The sequence below is a fragment of the Dyella ginsengisoli LA-4 genome, from assembly GCF_000334915.1.
Lineage (GTDB): Bacteria > Pseudomonadota > Gammaproteobacteria > Xanthomonadales > Rhodanobacteraceae > Dyella_A > Dyella_A ginsengisoli_A.
Window position 1 is genome coordinate 1 of record NZ_AMSF01000072.1, and the last position, 22,442, is coordinate 22,442.

At 68.6% G+C, this 22,442-nt stretch carries 22 protein-coding genes and 1 pseudogene; 10 read left to right on the top strand and 13 right to left on the bottom strand.

Going from position 1 to position 22,442, the window contains the following annotated elements; genetic code table 11:
* Positions 1–191, top strand: a pseudogene (locus tag C693_RS21980) (YdcF family protein); the annotation flags it as partial.
* Positions 192–243: 52 nt separating this feature from the next.
* Positions 244–1,146: an oxygen-dependent coproporphyrinogen oxidase gene (gene hemF, locus C693_RS0116115; RefSeq protein ID WP_017463310.1), complete on the top strand. Its 903-nt coding sequence runs from the start codon at positions 244–246 to the stop codon at positions 1,144–1,146.
* 97 nt (positions 1,147–1,243) lie between these two features.
* Here the strand turns inward: hemF and C693_RS0116120 are convergent, their stop codons facing one another.
* A complete protein-coding gene (locus C693_RS0116120) occupies positions 1,244–1,894 on the bottom strand; it encodes a hypothetical protein (RefSeq protein ID WP_017463311.1) in 651 nt (216 codons plus the stop codon).
* A 177-nt stretch (positions 1,895–2,071) separates the two neighbouring features.
* Here C693_RS0116120 and gpmA point away from each other — a divergent pair, with 177 nt between their 5' ends.
* The gene (gene gpmA / locus C693_RS0116125; RefSeq protein ID WP_017463312.1) at positions 2,072–2,815 is read left to right on the top strand and encodes a 2,3-diphosphoglycerate-dependent phosphoglycerate mutase; all 744 of its coding nucleotides are present in this window, start codon (positions 2,072–2,074) and stop codon (positions 2,813–2,815) included.
* Between the two features lie 216 nt (positions 2,816–3,031).
* On the top strand, positions 3,032–3,460 hold the full coding sequence (locus C693_RS0116130; RefSeq protein WP_241762688.1) for a DUF1453 domain-containing protein: 429 nt from the start codon (positions 3,032–3,034) through the stop codon (positions 3,458–3,460).
* 7 nt (positions 3,461–3,467) lie between these two features.
* Here C693_RS0116130 and glnK read toward each other — a convergent pair whose 3' ends face one another.
* A complete protein-coding gene (gene glnK, locus C693_RS0116135; RefSeq protein WP_017463314.1) occupies positions 3,468–3,806 on the bottom strand; it encodes a P-II family nitrogen regulator in 339 nt (112 codons plus the stop codon).
* Positions 3,807–3,995: 189 nt separating this feature from the next.
* On the opposite strand from glnK, the gene C693_RS23135 reads away from it, so the two are divergent.
* From C693_RS23135 to C693_RS0116150, 3 genes are all read left to right on the top strand, one after another.
* Positions 3,996–4,253 carry an accessory factor UbiK family protein gene (locus C693_RS23135; RefSeq protein WP_083868337.1) on the top strand — a complete coding sequence of 86 codons (258 nt, stop codon included), beginning with the start codon at positions 3,996–3,998 and terminating at the stop codon, positions 4,251–4,253.
* Positions 4,254–4,395: 142 nt separating this feature from the next.
* Positions 4,396–5,901, top strand: coding sequence for a YifB family Mg chelatase-like AAA ATPase (locus tag C693_RS0116145; protein WP_017463316.1), 1,506 nt, complete (start codon positions 4,396–4,398; stop codon positions 5,899–5,901).
* Between the two features lie 224 nt (positions 5,902–6,125).
* Positions 6,126–7,919 carry a cation:proton antiporter gene (locus C693_RS0116150; protein WP_017463317.1) on the top strand — a complete coding sequence of 598 codons (1,794 nt, stop codon included), beginning with the start codon at positions 6,126–6,128 and terminating at the stop codon, positions 7,917–7,919.
* 175 nt (positions 7,920–8,094) lie between these two features.
* On the opposite strand, the gene aceA is transcribed toward C693_RS0116150, so the two are convergent.
* Entirely contained in the window at positions 8,095–9,387 is a 1,293-nt protein-coding gene (gene aceA / locus C693_RS0116155) for an isocitrate lyase (RefSeq protein WP_017463318.1), read from the bottom strand.
* Between the two features lie 40 nt (positions 9,388–9,427).
* Positions 9,428–11,020 carry a malate synthase A gene (gene aceB, locus C693_RS0116160; RefSeq protein ID WP_017463319.1) on the bottom strand — a complete coding sequence of 531 codons (1,593 nt, stop codon included), beginning with the start codon at positions 11,018–11,020 and terminating at the stop codon, positions 9,428–9,430.
* Between the two features lie 198 nt (positions 11,021–11,218).
* Between aceB and C693_RS0116165 the strand changes: the two genes are divergently transcribed.
* Positions 11,219–12,187 carry a LysR substrate-binding domain-containing protein gene (locus C693_RS0116165; RefSeq protein WP_017463320.1) on the top strand — a complete coding sequence of 323 codons (969 nt, stop codon included), beginning with the start codon at positions 11,219–11,221 and terminating at the stop codon, positions 12,185–12,187.
* 18 nt (positions 12,188–12,205) lie between these two features.
* Here the strand turns inward: C693_RS0116165 and C693_RS0116170 are convergent, their stop codons facing one another.
* From C693_RS0116170 to C693_RS0116200, 7 genes are all read right to left on the bottom strand, one after another.
* On the bottom strand, positions 12,206–12,802 hold the full coding sequence (locus C693_RS0116170; RefSeq protein ID WP_017463321.1) for a 1-acyl-sn-glycerol-3-phosphate acyltransferase: 597 nt from the start codon (positions 12,800–12,802) through the stop codon (positions 12,206–12,208).
* Positions 12,799–13,221 (bottom strand): alternative ribosome rescue aminoacyl-tRNA hydrolase ArfB, encoded by a 423-nt coding sequence (arfB, locus tag C693_RS0116175; protein WP_026107476.1) that lies wholly within the window; start codon positions 13,219–13,221, stop codon positions 12,799–12,801. Before arfB ends, C693_RS0116170 begins: the two co-directional genes overlap by 4 nt.
* Positions 13,222–13,297: 76 nt before the next feature.
* On the bottom strand, positions 13,298–13,999 hold the full coding sequence (locus C693_RS0116180) for a pseudouridine synthase (protein ID WP_017463323.1): 702 nt from the start codon (positions 13,997–13,999) through the stop codon (positions 13,298–13,300).
* A 45-nt stretch (positions 14,000–14,044) separates the two neighbouring features.
* On the bottom strand, positions 14,045–15,682 hold the full coding sequence (ubiB, locus tag C693_RS0116185) for a ubiquinone biosynthesis regulatory protein kinase UbiB (RefSeq protein ID WP_430536811.1): 1,638 nt from the start codon (positions 15,680–15,682) through the stop codon (positions 14,045–14,047).
* Positions 15,683–15,687: 5 nt separating this feature from the next.
* Positions 15,688–16,335, bottom strand: coding sequence for a ubiquinone biosynthesis accessory factor UbiJ (locus C693_RS0116190; protein WP_017463325.1), 648 nt, complete (start codon positions 16,333–16,335; stop codon positions 15,688–15,690).
* Positions 16,336–16,561: 226 nt separating this feature from the next.
* Entirely contained in the window at positions 16,562–17,035 is a 474-nt protein-coding gene (locus tag C693_RS0116195) for a tRNA (cytidine(34)-2'-O)-methyltransferase (RefSeq protein WP_017463326.1), read from the bottom strand.
* A gap of 51 nt (positions 17,036–17,086) precedes the next feature.
* Positions 17,087–17,302, bottom strand: coding sequence for a hypothetical protein (locus C693_RS0116200; protein WP_017463327.1), 216 nt, complete (start codon positions 17,300–17,302; stop codon positions 17,087–17,089).
* Positions 17,303–17,566: 264 nt separating this feature from the next.
* Here C693_RS0116200 and C693_RS0116205 point away from each other — a divergent pair, with 264 nt between their 5' ends.
* Both C693_RS0116205 and C693_RS0116210 read left to right on the top strand, forming a co-directional pair.
* Positions 17,567–20,431 carry a M16 family metallopeptidase gene (locus C693_RS0116205; RefSeq protein WP_026107477.1) on the top strand — a complete coding sequence of 955 codons (2,865 nt, stop codon included), beginning with the start codon at positions 17,567–17,569 and terminating at the stop codon, positions 20,429–20,431.
* Between the two features lie 95 nt (positions 20,432–20,526).
* Positions 20,527–20,937: a DUF4156 domain-containing protein gene (locus tag C693_RS0116210; protein WP_017463329.1), complete on the top strand. Its 411-nt coding sequence runs from the start codon at positions 20,527–20,529 to the stop codon at positions 20,935–20,937.
* Between the two features lie 28 nt (positions 20,938–20,965).
* On the opposite strand, the gene C693_RS21985 is transcribed toward C693_RS0116210, so the two are convergent.
* The gene (locus C693_RS21985; RefSeq protein ID WP_017463330.1) at positions 20,966–21,769 is read right to left on the bottom strand and encodes an SDR family oxidoreductase; all 804 of its coding nucleotides are present in this window, start codon (positions 21,767–21,769) and stop codon (positions 20,966–20,968) included.
* Positions 21,770–21,787: 18 nt separating this feature from the next.
* Positions 21,788–22,441, bottom strand: coding sequence for a tetratricopeptide repeat protein (locus C693_RS24280; RefSeq protein WP_017463331.1), 654 nt, complete (start codon positions 22,439–22,441; stop codon positions 21,788–21,790).
* Position 22,442: the final 1 nt, after the last annotated feature.

The window sequence follows — 22,442 nt, forward strand, 5'->3', positions numbered from 1 at the left end:
CGCGTTGCCGGTGGCGGGCGCGCCGGCTCGGCTTCGATGGCCAGCCACTGGCGGCCGAGCCCCGGCTGCGACTCACGCCCCGGCTGCTGCGCCTGCTGGTGCTGGAGTCGGCCTACCTGATGTGGATCGATCTGGGCATGCGCTGGGCCGGTTTGGTGGGACACGGGCGGATGGCCGCACGCATCGGTTGACCCGGGCAGGCTTGCTAAGCTTCGGTGCTTTGCCGGCAAAGGTGACCCAGTGATGAGCGAACAGGCCGAACGCGCCGAGGCTTTCCTGCGCGAACTGCAGGACCGCATCTGCTCAGCGGTGGAGGCCGCCGACGGCGACGCACGCTTCGTCGAGGACGCCTGGACCCGCGAGGGCGGCGGCGGCGGGCGCACCCGCGTGCTGCGCGACGGCGCGGTGTTCGAGCAGGCCGGGGTGAACTTCTCCCGCGTGCATGGCGACCGTCTGCCGCCCAGCGCCACCGCGCACCGGCCGGAGCTGGCCGGCGGCAGCTTCGTCGCCACCGGCGTCTCGCTGGTGCTGCACCCGAAGAATCCGTATGTGCCGACCACCCACGCCAACGTGCGCTACTTCGAGGCCAGCAAGCCGGGCGTGGAGCCGGTGTGGTGGTTCGGCGGCGGCTTCGACCTGACCCCGTTCTACCCGTTCGACGAGGACGTGGTGCACTGGCACACGGTGGCGCGCGACCTGTGCGAACCGTTCGGCGAGGACGTCTATCCCCGCTACAAGCGCTGGTGCGACGAGTACTTCTTCCTCAGGCACCGCGGCGAGACGCGCGGCGTCGGCGGATTGTTCTACGACGACCTCAACGAGGGCGGCTTCGAGCGCTGCCTCGATTTCACCCGGGCGGTCGGCCAGGGCTTCCTCGACGCCTACCTGCCGATCGTGGCGCGGCGCCGCGACACGCCCTACGGCGAGCGCGAGCGGCAGTTCCAGCTGTACCGGCGCGGGCGTTACGTGGAGTTCAACCTCGTCTACGACCGCGGCACCCTGTTCGGGTTGCAGTCGGGCGGGCGCACCGAATCGATCCTGATGAGCCTGCCGCCACAGGTCCGCTTCGAATACGCCTACCAGCCCGATGCGGGCAGCGCCGAGGCGCGGCTGGCGGACTACCTGAAGCCGCGCGACTGGCTGTGAAAGTCAGATGCGAGAAGTGAGAAGTGAGAGCAGGCCCAAGCTCGGCATATCGCCGCGCTCTCTTGCTCCTCACTCCTCCTCGCTCACTCCTCGCCTTTCAGGGCGTATCGCCGCTGAACTTCACCGGCGTGGCACCCTTCACCGGGCCGATCTGCGCGCTGTCGCTGACCTGCAGCACGACGTCGCGGCGGAATTCCAGGGTGCCCTGCACCACCGCGTGCGGGCCGATCACGACGTGGGGCGGGCGGCGATTGCCCCAGTGGAACCAGCCGCCGGGCTTGTCGACAAGGATGCCGCCCTCGACGCGCGAATCGGCACCGACGGTGATGTCGCCGCTGACCGTGCCCAGGCCACCACCGACATGGGCGTCGTCAAGCGAGATCGCTCCGTTGACGTTGGACACGCGGCCGCCGACGTCGGCGTCCTTGGCCAGCCGGATGGCGCCGTTGACCGCCTCGATCTTGCCGCTGACACGGGCGCCTGCGCCGAGCGTGACGGCACCGTTGACCGTGCCCACCTCGCTGGCCTGCGCCTTGTCGCCAAGCTCCACCGAGCCGTTGACCGTGCTGGCCTTGCGCACGGTGGCGCCATCCTCGATGTGCACCGAACCGTTGACGGTGCTGGCGTCACCGACCTGCTGGCCGGCCTCCACGTGGACGCTGCCATTGACCTTGTCGATGCTGTCCTGGGCGCTCGCGGCCAGCGGCACGACGAGGGCGAGAGCGAGGGCGAGTGCAGTGCGGCGCATGGGATTCTCCTTGGCGGGAAGGGCAGGCGGCGGGTGGCGTGCGCTGCCGTGGGTCGATCCCCGTTTCTGATGCACGCGCTGCCCGGTCGGTTTACGTGACCTTCGGCACGGGGCGGATTTGACGGGTGCGGCCGGGCGCTTCACCATTTCGGCTTTCATGCCGACCGCCAACCGACCATGCACAAGCTCGTCCTGATCCGTCACGGCCAGTCCCAGTGGAACCTCGACAACCGTTTCAGCGGCTGGGCCGACGTCGATCTGACCGCCCAGGGCGTGGCCGAGGCGCGCGAGGCCGGCGCACTGCTGAAAGAAGCCGGCTACCGCTTCGACGTGGCGCACACCTCGGTGCTCAAGCGCGCCGTGCGCACCCTGTGGGGCGTGCAGGAGTCGCTGGACCAGATGTGGATTCCGGTGGTCACCGACTGGCGCCTCAACGAGCGCCACTACGGCGCGCTGACCGGCCTGAACAAGGCCGAGACCGCCGCGAAGTACGGCGAGGACCAGGTGAAGATCTGGCGCCGCAGCTACGACACGCCGCCGCCGCCGCTTGAGCGCGCGGACAACGAGGCGCTCTCCGATCCCCGCTATGCCGGGCTCGACCCCGAACTGATCCCCGATACCGAGTGCCTGAAGGACACCGTCGCCCGCGTGCTGCCGTACTGGCACGAGGTGCTGGCGCCGGCGATCCGCAGCGGCCAGCGCGTCGTGGTGGTGGCGCACGGCAACTCCATGCGTGCTCTGGTGAAGTACCTCGACAACATCTCCGACGAGGAGATCGTCGAGGTCAACATCCCCAACGGCATTCCGCTGGTCTACGAGTTCGACGCCGAACTGCGGCCGATCCGCCACGAATACCTGGGTGACGCCGAGGCGATCGCCGCCAAGATGGCCGCGGTGGCGAACCAGGGCAAGGCGAAGTAAGGCTTGCTGCCGGGGTGACGGCTGTCACCCGCGATGGCTGTCAGCCGCACGTCGCCAAGGTGGATGCCGTTCGCTAGTCTTGCCCCGTTATCGACACGGATGCCCGACATGACGCCGAATCTCGCTCCCGTTGCCATCATGGTCCCCGTGCTGGGTTTTGCCGTCTGGCGCCGCGTTCGCAGTCAGTTCGGACGTCAGCCGATCCGGCGAGGACGGATGATTGCGCGTATTGCCGTGTTTGCGGTGATCGGGGTGCTGGCGGCGCTCGGCGGACTGCTCAACCCGCGGCTGCTGGAGGGTCTGGCCGGAGGTGCGGTGCTGGGCGCCATGCTGGGCATGTTCGGGCTTCGCCTGACTCGTTTCGAGCGCAGTCCCGACGGTAGCGACGGCTACATTCCCAATCCCTGGATCGGTGGCCTGCTCACCGCGCTGCTGGTTGCCCGGCTGGCTTGGCGCTTTCTGGTGGTGATGCCGCAGATGGAGCATCTGCAGGCAGGTGCCGGGGCGCCGCCGCCGATCGGCAACAGTCCGTTGACCCTGCTGGTGTTCGGTCTGCTGATCGGCTACTACATCACCTACTTCAGCGGCCTGCTGGTGCACCACCGTCGCTTCGAACAGGCCCAGACGGCCGCTCGAACCCCGTAGCAGGTGCCTACAGCGCGTCGTTGTCCAGTTCGCCGGTACGGATGCGGATCACCTGGTCCAGCGGGCTGACGAAGATCTTGCCGTCGCCGATCTTGCCGGTGCGCGCTGCGTTCTGGATCGCCTCGACCACGCGCTCGAGCTGCTCGTCGGCGACCGCCACCTCAAGCTTGATCTTGGGCAGGAAGTCGACCACGTACTCGGCCCCCCGGTAGAGCTCGGTGTGGCCCTTCTGGCGACCGAACCCCTTCACCTCGGTCACCGTGATGCCCTGGACACCTACGTCGGCGAGTGCCTCGCGCACATCGTCGAGCTTGAAGGGCTTGATGACTGCCGAAACCAGCTTCATGGATGCTCCTGGATCTGAAGGCGCAGGCGACCTCGCCGCGCGGCCCCGCATTTTGCGCTCTCCGTGGCACGGTGTCGCCCTCGACCGGCCTGTGTAGGAAAATGCCTACAAACTCCGACGGAGCCCACCGATGGCAGCCCCAAAGCACGTTTACATAGACTTCATTTCGACGAGTTCGAGGCGCCATCCATGATGGACAGGCAGGACATTGATCAACTTGCCCTGCGACTTGTTTCGTTGGTACCGCCAGGATTGGCGCAAGCGCATCAGGATCTGCGAACCAACTTCGGCGATGTCCTGGCGCACGGATTGCGCCGCCTTGATCTGGTCACCCGCGAAGAGTTCGATGTCCAGAGTCAGCTGCTGGCACGTACCCGTGCCAAGGTTGAAGAGCTGGAGAGGCGCGTCGCCGATCTGGAGACGATAGCCGCTTCGCGCGGTTCCTGAAGCAGGAAAGTCTCCCGGGAGCCGCCCCCGACCTGTCACCCTCACCCCGAGAACGGTCGGGGGCGGTTATTTACGCCCCAAAGGTCGGAGTGGTTTGCATGCGCGCTTTTGGCGTCGTCCCTTCCTCTTCCTGCGCGTGCCCATGAGCCTGGCCGTCACCCTCAGCCGTGCCCAGGAAGGGGTGGCTGCGCCGCAGGTGATGGTCGAGGTGCATCTCTCCGGCGGCCTGCCGGGCACCAATATCGTCGGCCTCCCCGAGGCAGCCGTGCGGGAGGCGCGGGACCGTGTGCGGGTGGCCATCCAGAACACCGCCTTCAACTATCCGGACCGCAAGGTCACGGTCAATCTGGCGCCCGCCGAGTTGCCCAAGGATGGGGGCCGTTTCGACCTGGCGATCGCGCTTGGCATTCTCGCCGCCGGCGGGCAGGTGCCGCGCGACAAGCTGGATGACTGCGAATTCCTCGGGGAGCTGGCGCTTTCCGGGGCGATCCGCGGGGTGTCTGGCGTGGTGCCCGCGCTGCTTCGGGCCCGCGCTCGCGGGCGGCGCATGGTGGTGCCCAGGGCCAACGCCGCCGAAGCGGCGCTTGTGCCGGATGTCGATGTGCTGGTGGCCGACAGTCTGGCCGAGGTCTGTGGCTGGCTGCATGATGCCTCGTCGCTTGCTCCGCCGCAGGCGGAGATGGCCGGGGATGCCGGCCAGCCCGGCCGCGGCCCGGACATGAGTGACGTACGCGGCCAATTGCAGGCGCGCCGGGCCCTGGAGATCGCCGCTGTCGGCGGTCACCACCTGCTGCTGGTGGGGCCGCCCGGGACCGGCAAGACCATGCTGGCCGAGCGGTTGCCGGGCATCCTGCCGCCGCTGACCGAGGTCGAGGCACTGGAAACCTGCGCCGTGCTGTCGGTGACCGGCCAGCCGGTGGATCCGTCGAAGTGGCGACGGCGTCCGTTCCGCGCGCCGCACCACACGGCCTCGGCGGTGGCGCTGGTCGGCGGCGGCTCTTACCCGCGACCGGGAGAGATTTCGCTGGCCCATCATGGGGTCCTGTTCCTTGACGAGTTGCCGGAATTCAACCGGCACGTACTCGATGTCCTGCGTGAGCCGCTCGAATCGGGCCAGATCATGATTTCCCGCGCCGCCCGGCAATCGAGTTTTCCGGCCCAGTTCCAGCTCGTCGCGGCGATGAACCCCTGCCCGTGCGGGTATGCGGGCGATCCGCGCCAACGCTGCCACTGCACGCCGGACCAGATCCAGCGCTACCGCGGGAAAATCTCCGGGCCGCTGCTGGACCGCATCGATCTCAGCGTGGAGGTTCCGCGTGTGCCGCTGGCCGAATTGGGTGCACCGCCGGGCGAACACGACGAGGACTCGGCGACCGTCCGCCAGCGGGTGATTCGCGCCCGCGATCATGCCCTTCAGCGGGCCGGACGACCCAATGCCGATATCAGCACCCGTGAGCTCGAGCGCGATTGCGCGCTCGGGTCGGCCGAGCGGCGTTGGTTCGAGTCGGCGCTGGAGCGCCTGGGGCTCTCGGCCCGGGCCTATCACCGCACCCTGCGGGTGGCACGCACCATCGCGGACCTCGATGGCGGTGCCGGGCTGCTGGACCGGGCCCATCTGGCCGAAGCCCTGCAATACCGGCGTTTCTAGGGTCGGTTTTCAGTTATTGAACTCGGGAGTATTGACTTCCCGCCGGGCCGGTCTATTATCTGCACCCGTCGGTACGCAAATGTCCCGACCCCCGCGCCCCGGCATCGGTCCCCCCCCCTCCCCCCGATGCCGGGGCCTTTCTTTTTCTCCTTCCTGTTTCCGCGCTGGACGCCGCGCGGAGTGCCGTGCTCCGATAGGGCGCCGGACGCGCACAGGAAGCAAGCATGACGATGGAACCCGGCCTCCTGCTGACCGCCCTGCTCGCGGTTGGCTTCGTGGCCCAGTGGCTCGCCTGGAGGGTTCGACTGCCCGCCATCGTGTTCCTGCTGCTGGCCGGCATCGTGTTCGGCCCGGTGTTGCAGCTGGTGCATCCGGACCGCCTGCTCGGCCCCCTGCTGTTTCCGGTCGTGTCACTCGCAGTCGCGCTGATCCTGTTCGAGGGCAGCCTGAGCCTGCGCTTCGCCGAGTTGCGCGGGATCGGTGGCGCGGTGCGTGGACTGGTCAGCTACGGGGCCATCGCCGCCCTGCTGATGCTGGCGGCGGCGGCGCATCTGCTGGCAGGGTTGAGTTGGGATATCGCCCTGCTGTTTGGCGCATTGACCTGCGTGACCGGACCGACGGTGATCGCGCCGATGCTGCGCACGCTGCGCCCCAATGCCCGCATCGCCAGCACGCTGCGCTGGGAGGGCATCGTGATCGATCCGCTGGGTGCGCTGTTCGCGGTGCTGATCTACGAGGCGATCGTCTCGCGCGAGCAGGGCCACACCATCGGTGTGTTCCTCGGCACCATCGGCAGCGGCGTGGTCGCCGGTGCGGTGGCGGCGCTTGTGCTGGGCCAGCTCCTGCGCCGCCAGATGATCCCCGAATACCTGCAGAACTTCGGCACGCTGGCAGCCGTGCTGCTGACTTTCAGCCTGTCCAACGCCCTTGCGCATGAGTCGGGCCTGCTGGCGGTCACCATCATGGGGGTCGCGCTGGGCAACATGCGTAATCTGCACGTCGACGACATCCTCGACTTCAAGGAACACCTGACCACGTTGCTGGTGTCCAGCCTGTTCATCCTGCTGGCTGCTCGCCTGCCGTGGCCATTGCCGTCCGGCACGCTGATGGCGGGTATCGGCATCCTGCTGGTGTCGCAGGTGCTGATCCGTCCGCTGTCCGTGCTGATCGCGACTGCCGGGAGTTCGCTGGCCTGGCGGGAGCGTGCGCTGATCGCCTGGGTCGCGCCGCGCGGCATCGTTGCGGCGGCGGTCTCGGCGCTGTTCGCCCTGCGGCTGGATGCGCTGGGCATGCGCGGAGCGGATGCGTTGGTGCCGCTGGTTTTCATCCTGATCATCGGTACCGTGGTGTTCCAGGGCGCGACGGCGCGGCCGCTGGCGCGCTGGCTCGGCGTGGCTGAGCCCGAGCCGCGTGGCGTGCTGGTGTTCGGCGCCGACGAAGTGCCGCGTGCGGTGGCCAAGGCCTTGCACGATGGAGGGATCCGCGTCGTGCTGGCCGACGACGACTGGGAGGGTATCCGTCGCGCCAGGATGGACGGCCTGACCACGTTCTTCGGCAATCCGGCCTCATCCCACGCCGACCGCCACCTCGACCTCACCGGCATCGGCCGGCTGCTGGCGATGTCCACCCACCGCGAGCGCAACTCGCTGGCCTGCCTGCATTACCGCGAGGAATTCGGCCGCGATCGGGTCTACCGGCTGCGCAATCTCGGCCCGGAAGAGACTACCGATCGTGCTGCGCTGGCCGACAGCCTGCTGGCGCCGCCGCTGTTCGAGGAGGCCATGACCCACGGCCGCTTCGCCGGGCTGCTGGCACAGGGCTGGCGGGTCAAGTCGACCCGGCTCACCGCCACCTTCGACTGGCCCCACTTCATCGAGCAGTACGGGTCGGCGTCCATCCTGCTGTTCGGCATCGAGGAGAAGGGGGCGTTGCGGGTGGTCTCGACCAAGCGCCAGCTGGAGCCCCGGCCGGGCTGGACGGTGATTGCCCTGGTGCCGGGGGCGAGGAGTGAGGAGTGAGGAGTAAGTGACTGGGAGTGAGAAGTGAGAGAAGGGCGTGTCGCGTGATGCATCCTGACCGCACCCGCGTCCCGCCTGCACGCGCCTCGGCGCCGGGAAGCGAGGAGCGTTGAGCGAGTCGCCGACGCCGATGCTCCTCTCTCACTCCTCACTCCTCTCCGCCCACTCCTCGCTTCTATGCTGCGGCGTGGGTGAACTGCGCCTCCTCGGTCGAGCCGGTCAGCGCGGTGGTCGAGGACTGGCCCTGCTGGATCGCCTGGGTCACCTGGTCGAAGTACCCGGTACCGACCTCGCGCTGGTGCTTGACCGCGGTGAAGCCGCGATCGGCAGCGGCGAACTCGCGCTCCTGCAGTTCGACGAAGGCGCTCATCTGGCGGCGGGCATAGCCGTGGGCCAGGTCGAACATGCCGTAGTTGAGACTGTGGAAGCCGGCCAGCGTGATGAACTGGAACTTGTAGCCCATCGCGCCGAGCTCCTTCTGGAACTTCGCGATGGTGGCGTCGTCCAGGTTCTTCTTCCAGTTGAAGCTCGGCGAGCAGTTGTAGGCCAGCAGCTTGCCCGGGAACTTGGCGTGGATCGCCTCGGCGAACCTGCGCGCATCCTCCAGGTTCGGCTTGCTGGTCTCGCACCAGATCAGGTCGGCGTAGGGCGCGTAGGCGAGCCCGCGGCTGATCGCCTGGTCCAGGCCCGGCTTGACCCGGAAGAAGCCTTCGACGGTGCGCTCGCCGGTGACGAACGGCTGGTCGTTCGGGTCGATGTCCGAGGTCAGCAGGTCGGCCGCGTCGGCGTCGGTTCGCGCGACGATCAGCGTAGGCACGCCCATCACGTCGGCGGCCAGCCGCGCGGCATTGAGCTTGTCGACCGCCTCCCGGGTCGGCACCAGCACCTTGCCGCCCATGTGGCCGCACTTCTTCACCGAGGCGAGCTGGTCTTCGAAGTGCACGCCGGCGGCGCCGGCCTCGATCATCGCCTTCATCAGCTCGAAGGCGTTGAGCACGCCGCCGAAGCCGGCCTCGGCGTCGGCCACGATCGGCACCATCCAGTCGGTGTCGTCGTTGCCTTCGGCGTGGTGCAACTGGTCGGCGCGCAGGAGGGTGTTGTTGATGCGCTTGACCACCTGCGGCACCGAGTTGGCCGGGTACAGCGACTGGTCCGGGTACATCTCGCCGGCCAGGTTGGCATCCGCGGCGACCTGCCAGCCGGACAGGTAGATCGCCTTCAGGCCGGCCTTGACCTGCTGCATCGCCTGGTTGCCGGTGAGCGCGCCCAGCGCGTTGACGAAGTCGTCGGTGTGCAGGGATTTCCACAGGCGCTCGGCGCCGCGCCGGGCCAGCGTGTGCTCGACGCCAACGGTGCCGCGCAGGCGCGCCACGTCTTCGGCGCTGTAGTTGCGCCGGATGCCGCTCCAGCGCGGGTTGTTGCTCCAGTCGAGCTTGATCTGATCGGCGGCGGGCAGGGTGTTCTTCATGATGGACTCCGGGTAGCAGGTACGTGCGTTGGTGCGTCGATCAGAGCTGTTCGTACGCGGGCAGGGTCAGGAAGTCGGCGAGCTGGTCGTCGTGGGTCAGTGCCGACAGCAGGTCGGCGGCGGCATCGGCCTTGTCGGCGCCCGGATGCGTGCTTTCGCGCAGCCGGTGCGTGTGCTTGGCCAGCACCTGGTCGAAAAGGGCGAAATCGATCGGCGCATGGTCGGTGAACTCGACGCCGCCGTGGTGCAGCCACTGCCACAGCTGGGCGCGGGCGATCTCGGCAGTGGCGGCGTCTTCCATCAGGTGGTGGATCGGCACGCAGCCCAGGCCATCGAGCCAGGCCGCGGTATAGCGCAGGGCCACCTCGACGTTGTTGTCGAAACCCTCGCGGCTGATCGAGCCGGCGCAGGGCGCGAGCAACTGGTCCCGACTCACGCAGACGTCCTCGCGCATCCGGTCGAGCTGGTTCGGCGTGGGCATGTGCTCGTCGAAGATCGCCTTCGCCACCGGCACCAGTGCCGGGTGCGCAACCCAGGTGCCGTCGTGGCCTGCGGCCACCTCGCGCAGTTTGTCGGCGCGCACCTTGGCCATCGCCGCCTCGTTCGCCGTCTCGTCGCCCTTGATCGGGATCTGGGCGGCCATGCCGCCCATTGCGAACGCCCCGCGGCGATGGCAGGTCTGGATCAGCAGCTCGGAGTAGGCCTTCAGGAACGGCACGGTCATCTGCACCTGGCCGCGCTCGGGCAGCAGGCGATCGCGATGGCCGCGCAGGGTCTTCAGGTAGGAGAAGATGTAATCCCAGCGGCCGCAGTTCAGGCCGACCGCGCGATGGCGCAGCGCGTGCAGGATCTCGTGCATCTGGAACACCGCCGGCAGCGTCTCGATCAGCACGGTGGCCTTCATGCAGCCGCCCGGCAGGTCCAGTTCGGCCTCGGCCAGCGCCATCACCTCATCCCACAGTGCCGCCTCTTCCATGGCCTCGAGCTTGGGCAGGTAGAAGTACGGGCCGCGCTGCATGGCGTGCAGCACATGGGCGTTGTGGTAGGCGAACAGGCCGAAGTCGACCAGGGCGCCGGCCATCACCTGGCCGTCGACCGTGACGTGGCGCTCGGGCAGGTGCCAGCCGCGCGGCCGGACCACCAGCACCGCGGTCTGCTCGGCCAGCCGGTAGCGCTTGCCCTCGGGTGAGGTGTATTCGATGGTGCCGGCGACCGCGTCGCGCAGGTTGATCTGGCCATCGAGCTGGTTGCGGAAGCTCGGCGCCGAGGAATCCTCGAAGTCGGCCATGAACACCTTCGCGCCCGAATTCAGCGCGTTGATGATCATCTTGCGCTCGACCGGGCCGGTGATCTCCACGCGGCGGTCCTGCAGCGCGGCCGGGATCGGCGCCACGCGCCAGTCACCCTCGCGCAGGGCGCGGGTGTCGCTGCGGAAGTTCGGCAGGCAACCGGCGTCATAGCGGCTCTGGCGCTCATGCCGGGCCTTCAGCAGCTGCTGAAGGCGCGGCTCGGCGGCGTGGTGCAGCCGGGCGAGGAAGGCCAGCGCGTCCGGGGTGAGGATGTCCTCGTAACCGGTGGTGTCGGCGTGGATCTGCGCCTGGATCGGCTGCAGGCGTTCCTGGGGTACGGCCATGGGATTGCGCTCCGCCTTGGGTGGGGCGCCAAACTAGGCCTCGGTGTCTAGCTTTGACAAAGCAAATGTTTCAATTTTTGTCTTTGACAAAATTGATGACATATGCAAATTACTGATTCCATGAGAAGAAAATCACCCGATTCGGCCTCGCCGACGGTCAAAAAGCGTGCTGCAAGCGCAAAAAACCGCTCCGGGCGTTTGACCGGTGACGCCGACGTGGCCGGTCGCTTCTACTACAAGGGCAACCGCCACAAGCAGTTGCGCGCCTTCGTGGCGACGGTGAAGCTGGGTACCCTGACCCGCGCTGCCGAGGCGCTCTACCTGTCCCAACCCTCGGTCAGCCTGCAGCTGCAGGCACTGGAGCGCGAGTTGGGGATGACCCTGATGGAGCGCAGCCGACGTCGCATCAATCTCACCGATGCCGGCGAGGCGCTGTACGAACTGGCCCGGCCGCTGGTCGAGGGCTGGGAAAACCTGGACCGCGATTTCCAGGCCAAGGTGAAGGGCCTGCAGGCCGGCAAGCTGGTGATCGCTGCCGGCACCTCGACCATCCAGTACCTGTTGCCCGACCTGGTGCGCCGCTACCGCGAGCGGTTTCCCGCCGTGCAGTTGCAGCTGGCCAACGTCACCGGCAAGGACGGCATGGCGATGCTGCGCGAGGACAAGGCCGATTTCGCCGTCGGCTCGATGCTCGACGTGCCCAACGACATCGCCTGGGCGCCGGTCTACCACTACGACCCGATGCTGATCACGCCGCCGGACCACCCGCTGGCGTCCAAGGCGGAGGTCACCGTGGAGGACCTGTCGCCCTACGGCCTGATCCTGCCGCCGCAGCGTCTTTCCACCTACCGGCTGGTCGACCTGGTGTTCCAGCAGCGGCAGGTGCCCTATCACGTGGCGATCGAGGTGGGCGGCTGGGACGTGATCAAGGAATACGTCGCCATGGGCCTGGGCATCTCCATCGTCACCGGCATCTGCATCACCGAGGCGGACCGCCAGCGGCTGGCGGTGCGCAACATGAAGCAGTTCTTCCCGCAGCGCGCCTATGGCGTGGTGATGCGCAAGGGCAAGTTCCTCGGCGCCGAGGCACGCGCCTTCATCGACCTGATCCGCCCCGGCCTGCTGACCTACCGCGACTACGACGAGTCGGGACATTCCGAGCGCTGAGCAACGCCGTCGCCGGCATCAGTCGACGTCGTGGTGCTTGCCGCGATAGCCCTTGAACAAGGCGCGGATGCGGATCATGGCGTCCTCGTCGCGCTCATCCGCACCCAATGTCACCGGCGCGCCCAGGGTGAATGTGCGACTGGGATAATCGATGAATACCGGCAGGATCGGCACCTCGGCCGCGCGGGCGATGCGCAGGAAGCCGCTCTTCCACTGCGCGACCTTCTTGCGCGTGCCCTCGGGGGTGATACCCAGCCACATGCGCTCGAGCCGGGCGAAGCGCTGCGCCATCTGGCCGACCACGTCGGTCGCCGAACCGCGGTCGATCGGGATCAGGCCGAGCGGGCGCAGGATGATGCCCAGCGGGCTGTCCAGCATCTCGCGCTTGATCATGATCGAGATGTCGATACCCAGCCCGACCTTCATCAGCAGGCCCCACACGCCGTCCCAGTTGGTCGAGTGCGGTGCGCCGATCACGATCGCCTTGGGCACGTCCGGAAATTCGCCGCGCAGGCGCCAGCCGGAGAGGCGCAGCAGGCCGCGGCAGAGCCAGGGCCAGAAGCGGTTGCGGATGCGCGGGACGTGGGGCGGCAGCGGCGGGACGACCCGGTTCACTCGAGACTCCCGGGACGGCCACGAGCCTGCTTGATCCGGCTGCGCTGCGCCTTGCCGGCCAGCCGCCGTTCCTTGGAAGCGCGCGAGGGCTTGGTCGCCACCCGCTTCTTCGGTGCGGCCAGGCAGCCGCGGATGATCTCGGCCAGCCGCTCGCGCACGTCGTCGCGGTTGCGGCCCTGGTCGCGGAAGCGGCGGCCCTGCAGCACCAGCACGCCTTCATCGGTGAGACGGCGGTCGCGACGGGCGAGCAGGCGCTCGCGCACCGCCTCAGGCAGCGACGGCGAGCGGACGACGTCGAAGCGTAGTTCCACCGCGCTCTCGGTGCGGTTGACGTGCTGTCCGCCGGGGCCGTCGGCGCGCAGGAAGCGCTCGACGAGTTCCGACTCGGGCAGGGCGAGGGTTCGGCTGATGCTCAACATGGCGCGCAGTGTAGGCGACCGGAGCGCGTGGGCGTAGCCGCGCCGCCGCATGATCGGTCGTGCGCCGGCGCGTTGCTCAGGCGTCCGCGATCGACCAGTCGAAACGCTCCATCAAGCCGGTGAAGGCGGCATCCAGCGGCGCCTCGATCGCCAGCGGCGCGCCGCTGATCGGGTGCCGCAGGGTGATGCGACGCGCGTGCAGCAGCATGCGATGGCAGCCGAAGTACTGCTTGTAGAGGCGATTGTGGTCGCTGCGCCCGTGCTGGCAGTCGCCGATGATCGGGTGATGGATGTGCGCCATGTGCTTGCGGATCTGGCGGAAGCGGCCAGTTTCCGGTGCGCAGGCGACCAGTGCGTAGCGCTGCTGCGGATAGCGGCCCAGCGGGATCGGCACCTCGACCGTGGCCAGTCGCCGGTAGCGGGTGCGCGCCTCGCGGCGCGGACCGGTCTCGCGCGAACCGGGCAGCGGGTAGTCGACCAGCCCCTCGGTGGGCTCGGGCCAGCCGCGGACCACGGCCAGGTAGTCCTTGTGCACGTCGCGGCCCATGAACTGCTCGCCGAGCGCGGCCGCCACCTCGCTGGAGCGAGCGACCAGCAGTACCCCGCTGGTCGCGCGGTCCAGCCGGTGCGCCAGGTAGACGGTGTCGCCGACCTGCGTGCGCAGCTCGTCGATCAGGAAGGTCTCGGCGTTGCCGACCATCTTCGAGCGGTGCACGGCCAGGCCCGCGGGCTTGTTCACCGCGATGAGGGCGTCGTCCTGGTAGAGCAGTTCAAGCATGCGGTGATCCGGCGGAGCGTCCGCAACCGGACGCTCGCGTAGAGCTCAGCGCCGCGCGCCGTAGGCGAAGGCGGCGATCCCGCCGGCGAGGGCGAGCGCCGCCGGCCACACCGGCCCGAACAGCGGTCGCGACAGCCACAGCAAGGTGGCGCATCCAAGCAGGGCGCCGCCGAGCAGGCTGGCGACCAATGCGCGCCGTTGCCGTCGGGCCAGCTCGACCCGGAGCGCCAGTGCGGCCGGGTCGGTGGTCTCGCGCCGCTCTCCGCGCGCCACCTGGCTCAGCGCATCGCGGATCAGCTCGGGGAATTGCGGGCCGGCGTGGATCCACTCCGGCAGCCGCTTGCGCACGTCGCGCAGGGTGCGGCGCACGCTGTAGCGTTCGCGCAGGATGCGTTCGAGCACCGGGTGCGCCACCGCCCAGATGTCGATGTCCGGGTCGAGCCGGCGACCGACGCCCTCGATGTTGAGCAGGGTCTTCTGCAGCAGGATCAATTGCGGCTGCAGGGTCAGCTGGAACTTCTGCGCGGTGCGGAACAGCTTGACCACCAGCTCCGCCAGCGAGATCTGCGACAGCGGCCGGGTGAAGTACGGCTCGCACACCGTGCGCACCGCTGCGGTCAGCTCGTCCACGCGTACCGAGGCGGGCATCCAGCCGGCGTCGACGTGCAGCTGGGCGATGCGCTGGTAGTCGCGCTCGAACAACGCGATGAAGTTCTGCGCCAGCCAGTACTGGTCGGCCTCGGGCAGCGAGCCCATGATGCCGAAGTCCAGCGCGATGAAGCGCGGCTCGTCCTTGCGCGACAGGTCTACCCAGACGTTGCCGGGATGCGCGTCGGCGTGGAAGAAGTTGTCGCGGAATACCTGCTCGTAGAACACCCGCACGCCCTTGGCGGCGAGCGCCCGACGGTCGATGCCGGCCGCGTCGATCGCGTCCACGTCGTCGCAGCTCACCCCGTACACGCGCTCCAGCGTGAGCACGCGTTCGGTGGTGAAGTCCCACTCCACCGCCGGCACGTAGAGATCCACGCCGCTGTCGAAATTGCGCTTGAGCAGGCTGGCGCTGGCGCCTTCGCGCTGCAGGTCCAGTTCGTTCTCCAGCATCTTCTCGACTTCGGCCACCACTTCCAGCGGACGGATCTTGTCGGCGGCCGGGTGCCAGCGGTCGGCCAGTTCGCCCAGCGAGCGAAGCAGGGCGACGTCGTTGGCGATGCGCTGCTCGATGCCCGGCCGGAGCACCTTCAACACCACCTCGCGGCCGTCGTGCAGCGTCGCGGCATGCACCTGGGCGATCGATGCGGAGGCGAGCGCGGTCTCTTCGAAACGGGCGAACAGCGCGGTGACCGGTTGCTTGAGCTCGCGCTCGATGATCGCGCGTGCCTCGCTGCCGGGGAACGGCGGCACCTGGTCCTGCAGCAGGGCCAGCTCGTCGGCGATGTCGGCAGGCACCAGATCGCGCCGGGTGGACAGCACCTGCCCGGCCTTGACGAAGATCGGCCCCAGTTCGGTCAGCGCACCGCGCAGGCGTTCGCCGCGCGAGAGCGAGGCGACATCCGGGCGCGGCTTGCCGAACAGCGGTCGCACCAGCTTGAGCGGACGGAACAGATGGGCGGTCTCGACGATCTCGTCCAGGCGCCAGGCGAGCAGCACGGAAGCGACCCGCATGAGGCGCGGAACCACGGTCAGCGACCTCATGCGCCACGCCCCAGGCGCTGCTGCAGGCGGGCCAGCCGCGATTCCAGTCGCTCGGTGCGCTCGCGCAGCGTGTCGACGCCATCGAGGAAGCGGTCGACTTCGCCCGGCCCCATCACCAGATTCGCCTCGTCGCGGACCCAGTCGGCGCCGTCCTCCGTGAGGTGGCTGGCGGTCTCCTTCGCGTGCACCAGGCCCTGGCGTACGGCCCGCGCGATCGGCACGCCGAGCACGTCGCCGAAGGTGCGTGCGAAGGCTTCCTCGAAATCCGGCGCGAACGTGCTGGCCAGTTTCTCCAGTCGTCGGGCCAGGTCGGCATCGCCGGCGATCTCCACCTTGCCCGGTGCCACGCCGTCGTCGCCGCGGCGCAGCAGCATGCCGAGCAGGCTGCCGGGCGTCGCGGCCACGCGCAGCTGGCTGTCGTCCGCCGGTGGACCCACGCGCAGCTGGCCCTGCTCGACGGTCACCGCCAGTGCGACTTCCGGGCCTCGCAGATGCAGCTGCACGCTGCGGCCATCGAGCGCAGCGAGCTTCTGCTGCGTGTCGGGATCGAGCGAAAGCGTGTGGTTGAGCGCGGTTTCCAGCGCGCGTCCGGCGAGCTTGCGCAGCGGCTGCGGCAGCCAGGCATTGGGAGTGGAGGCAGTCATCCGGCGATTGTAGCGGTCGCGACCCGAGCCCCGGCAGCCACGCGCGACAAAGCTTCCGCCGCCGGATCGGCAGGAGCCCGCTCGCGGGCGATGCTCCCGGCCTTGAATCCACATCCGGAACGAAAAGCATCGCCCGCGAGCGGGCTCCTACCCCTGGAGTGTGGATTTCGGGCGAGGCCTGCCGCGCTGAGGCCGCATGCGACGCGGCCCCATGCGGGCCGCGGATCTACGGCAGCACCGCGGCACCCTCGAAGCCGAACTGCCGCCAGGCCTCGAACACCGCCACCGCCACGCTGTTGGAAAGGTTGAGACTGCGGCTGTCCGGACGCATCGGCAGCCGCAGCCGCTGCGGCGCGGGAATCGCGTCGAGCACCGCATCCGGCAGGCCGGCGGTCTCGCAGCCGAACAGGAGGGCGTCGCCGCGTTCGAAGCGGGCCTCCACGTGGGCGACCCGGCCACGCGTGGAAAAGGCGAACACGCGGGGCCGGCCGATGGCGTCGAGGCAGGCGTCGAGGTGGTCATGCACCGCCACGCTGGCGTACTCGTGATAGTCCAGACCGGCGCGGCGCAGGCGGGTGTCGTCGAGCTCGAAGCCGAGCGGGCGCACCAGGTGCAGCGCGGCGCCGGTATTGGCGCACAGGCGGATCACGTTGCCGGTGTTGGGCGGAATTTCGGGGCGGAACAGGATGACGTGCAGCATCCGACGATTATCGCCGGCAAAACCGTCCGCGGGGTCGTCCCCGCGGAACGATCAGCTGGTCTGACGCGGGCAGACCACGCCATCCGGCGGCAGGGCGCACTGGCTGGCCGGCACGATCAGCGCGGTGCCCACGGTCGGGGTGGCGGCTGCATCGTTGGCCAGTCGGACGGCCGCGGGGGTCTTGAGCAGCATGGCGCCGACGATCAGGCCGCAGACGGTGAGGCAGGCAACGAACAGGCCGCGGAGCAGAAGCGATTCGAGTTTCATGGGGTGTCTCCTTGCGTGACAGGGGTTTGAATGTCCGTGCCCCTACTGTGGCAAGGGGCGTGCCATCCCGGCAGTCGCAGATAACCCATTGATACGTTGACATTTGTCACGGTTGCACCGAGGGGCTTTGGCTGTCCGCGGACACGACCCGTCCGCCAGCGGACAACATGGCGGACACGGACGCCGCCCCTGCCATTCGTCATTTGCGACCCCGATTCGTCGCAATTACCTTCGATCGGTCGCCCGCGCCAAGGAGCCGAAAACGTGACGAAGACACCTCTTGCCCTGTTGATTGCCGGATTGCTGAGCCTGGGCACCGGCGCCGTTCCGCTGCGTGCCGCCGCCGACGGCGTGCCCGTCGCGGCCGCTTCCGCGGAGCAGATTCCGCAGCTCGCCTACCAGCGCTTCACCCTGCCCAATGGCCTGACCGTGGTGGTCCACGAAGACCACAAGGCGCCGGTGGTGGCGGTGAGCATCTGGTACCACGTCGGCTCGTCCTACGAGCCGAAGGGCAAGACCGGCTTCGCCCATCTGTTCGAGCACCTGATGTTCCAGGGCTCGGAGAACCACAAGGACGAGTACTTCAAGCCGTTCGAGCTGGCCGGTGCCACCGACATGAACGGCACCACCTGGCTGGACCGCACCAACTATTTCGAGACGGTGCCGACCACGGCCCTGGACATGGCGCTGTGGATGGAGTCCGACCGCATGGGCCACCTGCTCGGCGCGATCGGCCAGCCGCAGCTCGACGAGCAGCGCGGCGTGGTGCAGAACGAGAAGCGCCAGGGCGAGAACCAGCCCTACGGTCGCGTCGGCGAGCTGATCCAGGCCGAGGCGTTTCCTGCCAACCACCCGTACCACCACGACACCATCGGCTCCATGGCCGACCTCAACGCCGCCTCGCTGGACGACGTGAAGCAGTGGTTCCGCGGCTACTACGGCGCGGCCAACACCGTGCTGGTGCTGTCCGGCGACATCACCGCGGCGCAGGCGAAGGAAAAGGCGCTGAAGTATTTCGGCGACATCGCTCCGGGCCCGCAGGTGCCACGGCCGCAGGTCTGGGTCGCGCCGCGCCAGCACTCGACCCGCGGCACGATGACCGACAACGTGGCGCAGACGCGCATCTACCGCGAGTGGAACGTGCCCTCGCGCACCAGCGACGAACTCAACCAGCTGCAGCTGGCCGCATCGGTGCTCGGCGGCAGCAAGACCTCGCGGCTGTACCAGCGCCTGGTCTATCGCGACAAGCTGGCCGACAGCGTGTCGGTGGACATCGACCAGCACGTGCTGGCGAGCATGTTCCAGTTGCAGGTGGACGTGAAGAAGGGCGTCGATCCGGCGCGCGTGGAAGCGGCGATCGCCGACGAGTGGGGCAAGTTCCTGGCCAATGGCCCCACCGCCGACGAACTGGCCCGGGTGAAGACCGAGGTGCGCGCCTCCTTCGTGCGTGGGCTGGAGCGGGTGAACACGCAGGCCACGATCCTGGCCCAGGGGCAGCTCTATTCGGGCGACCCGGGGCAGTACCAGAAGGATTTCAAGACGCTGATGGCAGCGACCCCGGCCAGCGTGAAGGCCGCGGCGGACCGGTGGATCAGCCACGGCGATTACACGCTTACGGTGGTGCCAGGCAAGGTCGATGCCGCCGACATGGCCACCGTCGCCGGCCGCCCCGCCGCACCCGGTGCACCGGCGCCGAAGCTGAGCCCGAAGGGCGACTACCACGTGGTCAAGAGCGATGTGGATCGCGCCAAGGGCGTGCCGCAGGTCGAGCGTTTCCCCGACCTGACCTTCCCGGCCCTGCAGCGCGGCAAGCTGGCCAACGGCATCCAGGTGGTGCTGGCCGAGCGCCATGCGGTGCCGGCGGTGCAGATCGCCCTGCAGTTCGCCGGCGGTTACGCCGCCGATCACGGGCGCAAGCTCGGCACCTCCAGCTTCACCATGGGCATGCTGGACGAGGGCACCCGGTCGCTGGATTCGGTCGAGATCGCCAAGCGCAAGCAGCGCCTGGGCGCGATGATCAACACCGGCTGCAGCCTCGACGCCTGCACCGCCTCGCTCAACGCGCTGGACGACCAGCTCAAGCCCTCGCTCGACCTGTTCGCCGACATCGTGCGCCACCCGGCGTTCCGCGACACCGACGTGGCGCGCGTGCGCGGCCAGTGGCTGGCCGGCATCGCGCAGGAGAAGAGCCAGCCGGTCGGTATCGCGCTGCGCACGTTGCCGCCGCTGCTGTACGGCGAGGGCCATCCGTACGCGATTCCGTTCACCGGCTCGGGCACCGAGGCGTCGATCAGGTCGCTGACCACCGCCGACATGCGTGCCTTCATGGCCGATTACATCCGCCCGGACAACGTCACCATCCTGGTGGCCGGCGACACCACGCTGGACAAGATCGTCCCGCAGCTCGACGCGGTGTTCGGCGACTGGAGCGCCAGCGGCAAGGTGCCGCCGCGCTATCTCGGCAAGGTGGCGCCACCGGCGCATCCGCGCGTGTTCCTGGTCGACCGCCCGGGGGCGCAGCAGAGCCTGATCCTCGCCGGCGAGCTGGCGCCGTCCACCGAGGCACCGAACAACCTGCCGATCGAAACCATGAGCAGCGCGTTCGGCGGCACCTTCACCTCGCGTCTGAACATGAACCTGCGTGAGGACAAGCACTGGGCCTACGGCGCCTTCAGTTTCCTGCGCGAAGCCAAGGGCCAGCGCCCGTTCCTGATGTATGCCCCGGTGCAGACCGACAAGACCGCCGATTCGGTGGCCGAGATCCTGAAGGAGGCGCACGGCGTGGTTGGCGACAAGCCGCTGACCGCCGCCGAGATCGACAAGATCAAGGTGGGTGACGTGCGCTCGCTGCCGGGCAGCTACCAGACCACGGCCGCGGTGATGGGGGCGCTGCAGAACATCGCCCTGTACCACCGTCCGGACGACTACGTGCAGACGCTGAAGTCGCGCATCCAGGCGCAGACCGATGCCGAGGTGAACGATGCGGCCAGGGAGGTCATCCATCCGGGCCAGCTGACCTGGGTGATCGTCGGCGATCTGTCGAAGATCCGCGCGCCGCTGGAGAAGCTCGATCTGGGCGCGATGCAGGTGCTGGACGCCGACGGCAAGCCGGTCGCCGGCGGCAAGTAAGCCACGGTTGGGGAATGCGGTGGCATTCCCGCGGTACGATCTGGGGCCGGGCAGGCAACTGCCCGGCCCTTTCGACATCCATCGCGGAGCCCTCCATGCGCAAGACCCTGCTGCTCGTCCCTGTCGTGCTGCTCAGCGCGTGCACCTGGGGCATCAACCTCGACGACGCCGGCAAGGCCGTGCGCACGGCATGGAACGGCGATGTCTCGCAATGCCAGGACCTGGGCAAGGTCACCGTGTCGGTGATGGATCACGTCGGTCCGATCGACCGCAACGACATCAAGGTGCGCGACGAGCTCGAGGTGATGGCGCGCAACGAGGCGGCCAAGATGAATGCCGACACGATCAAGCCGCTGGCCGAGCCCGCGGATGGTTCGCAGCCGTGGGGCGCGTACCGCTGCGGCAGCGCAGGCGCGCCCGCCGGCAATACGCCGGCCAGCGCAGCCTCGGCCCCGCAGACGGTCCCCGCCGCCGGGTTCCAGACCTACCCGATCAAGAGCCACTGAGCCGGCTGGCGCGCTCCCATCGGCGGCGTCAGGCGGCGCCGCTGGCGAACCTGGCGATCGACGGCACCACCTTGCGCAGGCCCCGGTCCACCATGCCGGGGAGCAGGGCATTGAGCCGGGCGAAGAAAGATTCCGGCTGGCCCAGGTAGACCTCGGGTCGCCCGGACTCGATGGCGCGCACGATCTGCTCGGCGACCCACAGCGGATCGTCCATGTGCATGAGTCCATCGGCGGCCATCAGGTGCAGCTCGACCGGGTTGAAGGCGGTGCGCACCGCGCGTGGCGCGACATAGCTGACGGACACGCCCGAGCCGTGCAGTTCGCGGCGAAGCGCCTGGGAGAACCCGCGCAGGGCGAACTTGGTGGCCGAATAGGAAGCGAAGCCCGGGTAGCCGATGCTGCCGAAGATCGAGCCGATGTTGACGATCTGGCCGCTGCCCTGCGAGAGCATCGCAGGGAGTACCGCGTGGGCCAGCTGCATGGGCGCTTCCAGGTTCACCGCCAGCAGCCGGGGAATCATTGCCGGTTGCGCGTCCGCGAACAGGCCGAAATCCAGCGCGCCGGCCAGGTTGACCAGGATGTCGATGCCGCCGAACTCGGCGCGCATGCGCTCGACCAGGCGTTCGCGGTCGGCGGCGAAGGTCACGTCCGCCCGCACCACCAGCACGCGATCGCGGTGGGTGTGGACGTGGTGGGCCATGCTGGCCGCGGACGCGTCGCTGCGACTGGTCAGGCAGAGTCTGGCGCCGGCGTCGAGCAGCAGTGGCGCCAGCTCCCGGCCGATCCCGCCGCCCGCACCGGTCAGCAGGATCCGTTTGTCCCTCAGTTGCATGATGTGAACCTCGTCGGCCTAGGAGTTTGACTGGATGGTCTGCAGCAGCTTTTCCGCCTGCGCGCGGCGGCCGCGGTCGGCCAGCGGCTGGTCCGGGCGCGGTGCCGCGGCCAGTGCCTTCTTCACCGCGGCCAGCGCGCCGGCGCGATCGCCGTGGCGGTACAGGAAGTCGGCGTAGAAGTAGTTCGAGTCGATGCCGTCCGGATTGACCTGCAATGCCTTGAGCAGCAGGGCGCGGGCCTTGTCCTTGTCGCCGAAGCCGAGCGGCCAGCCCGGCACGTGGTCGTACAGGCTGCCCAGCGTGGTGTAGATCGAGCCGTCCAGTGCATCCGGCTGGATCGCCTGCGCCTGCTCGAGCAGCGTGCGCGCCTGCTTGGCCATGCCCAGTGCGCCGAGGCCGCCGTGTTCGCCGGCGTGGGTGCTGAGGATGATCGCCAGCCACACCTTGGCATCGGCGTCGCCGGGATTGGTCTGCACCAGTTTTTCGACGCGCGCTTCCAGCGCCTGGTAGGCGTCGTCCTGGGCGCCGGGTGCGACCTCGTAGGTGACGTGGGCCCAGGCGTGGGCGATGTCCCGCAGATCGGCGGGAAGCGGGGTGGCCGCGACGCAGGTCGGCACCATCGCCAGCGCGAGCATCACCACGAAGGGCAGGAACAGGGGTTTGGCGGTCATG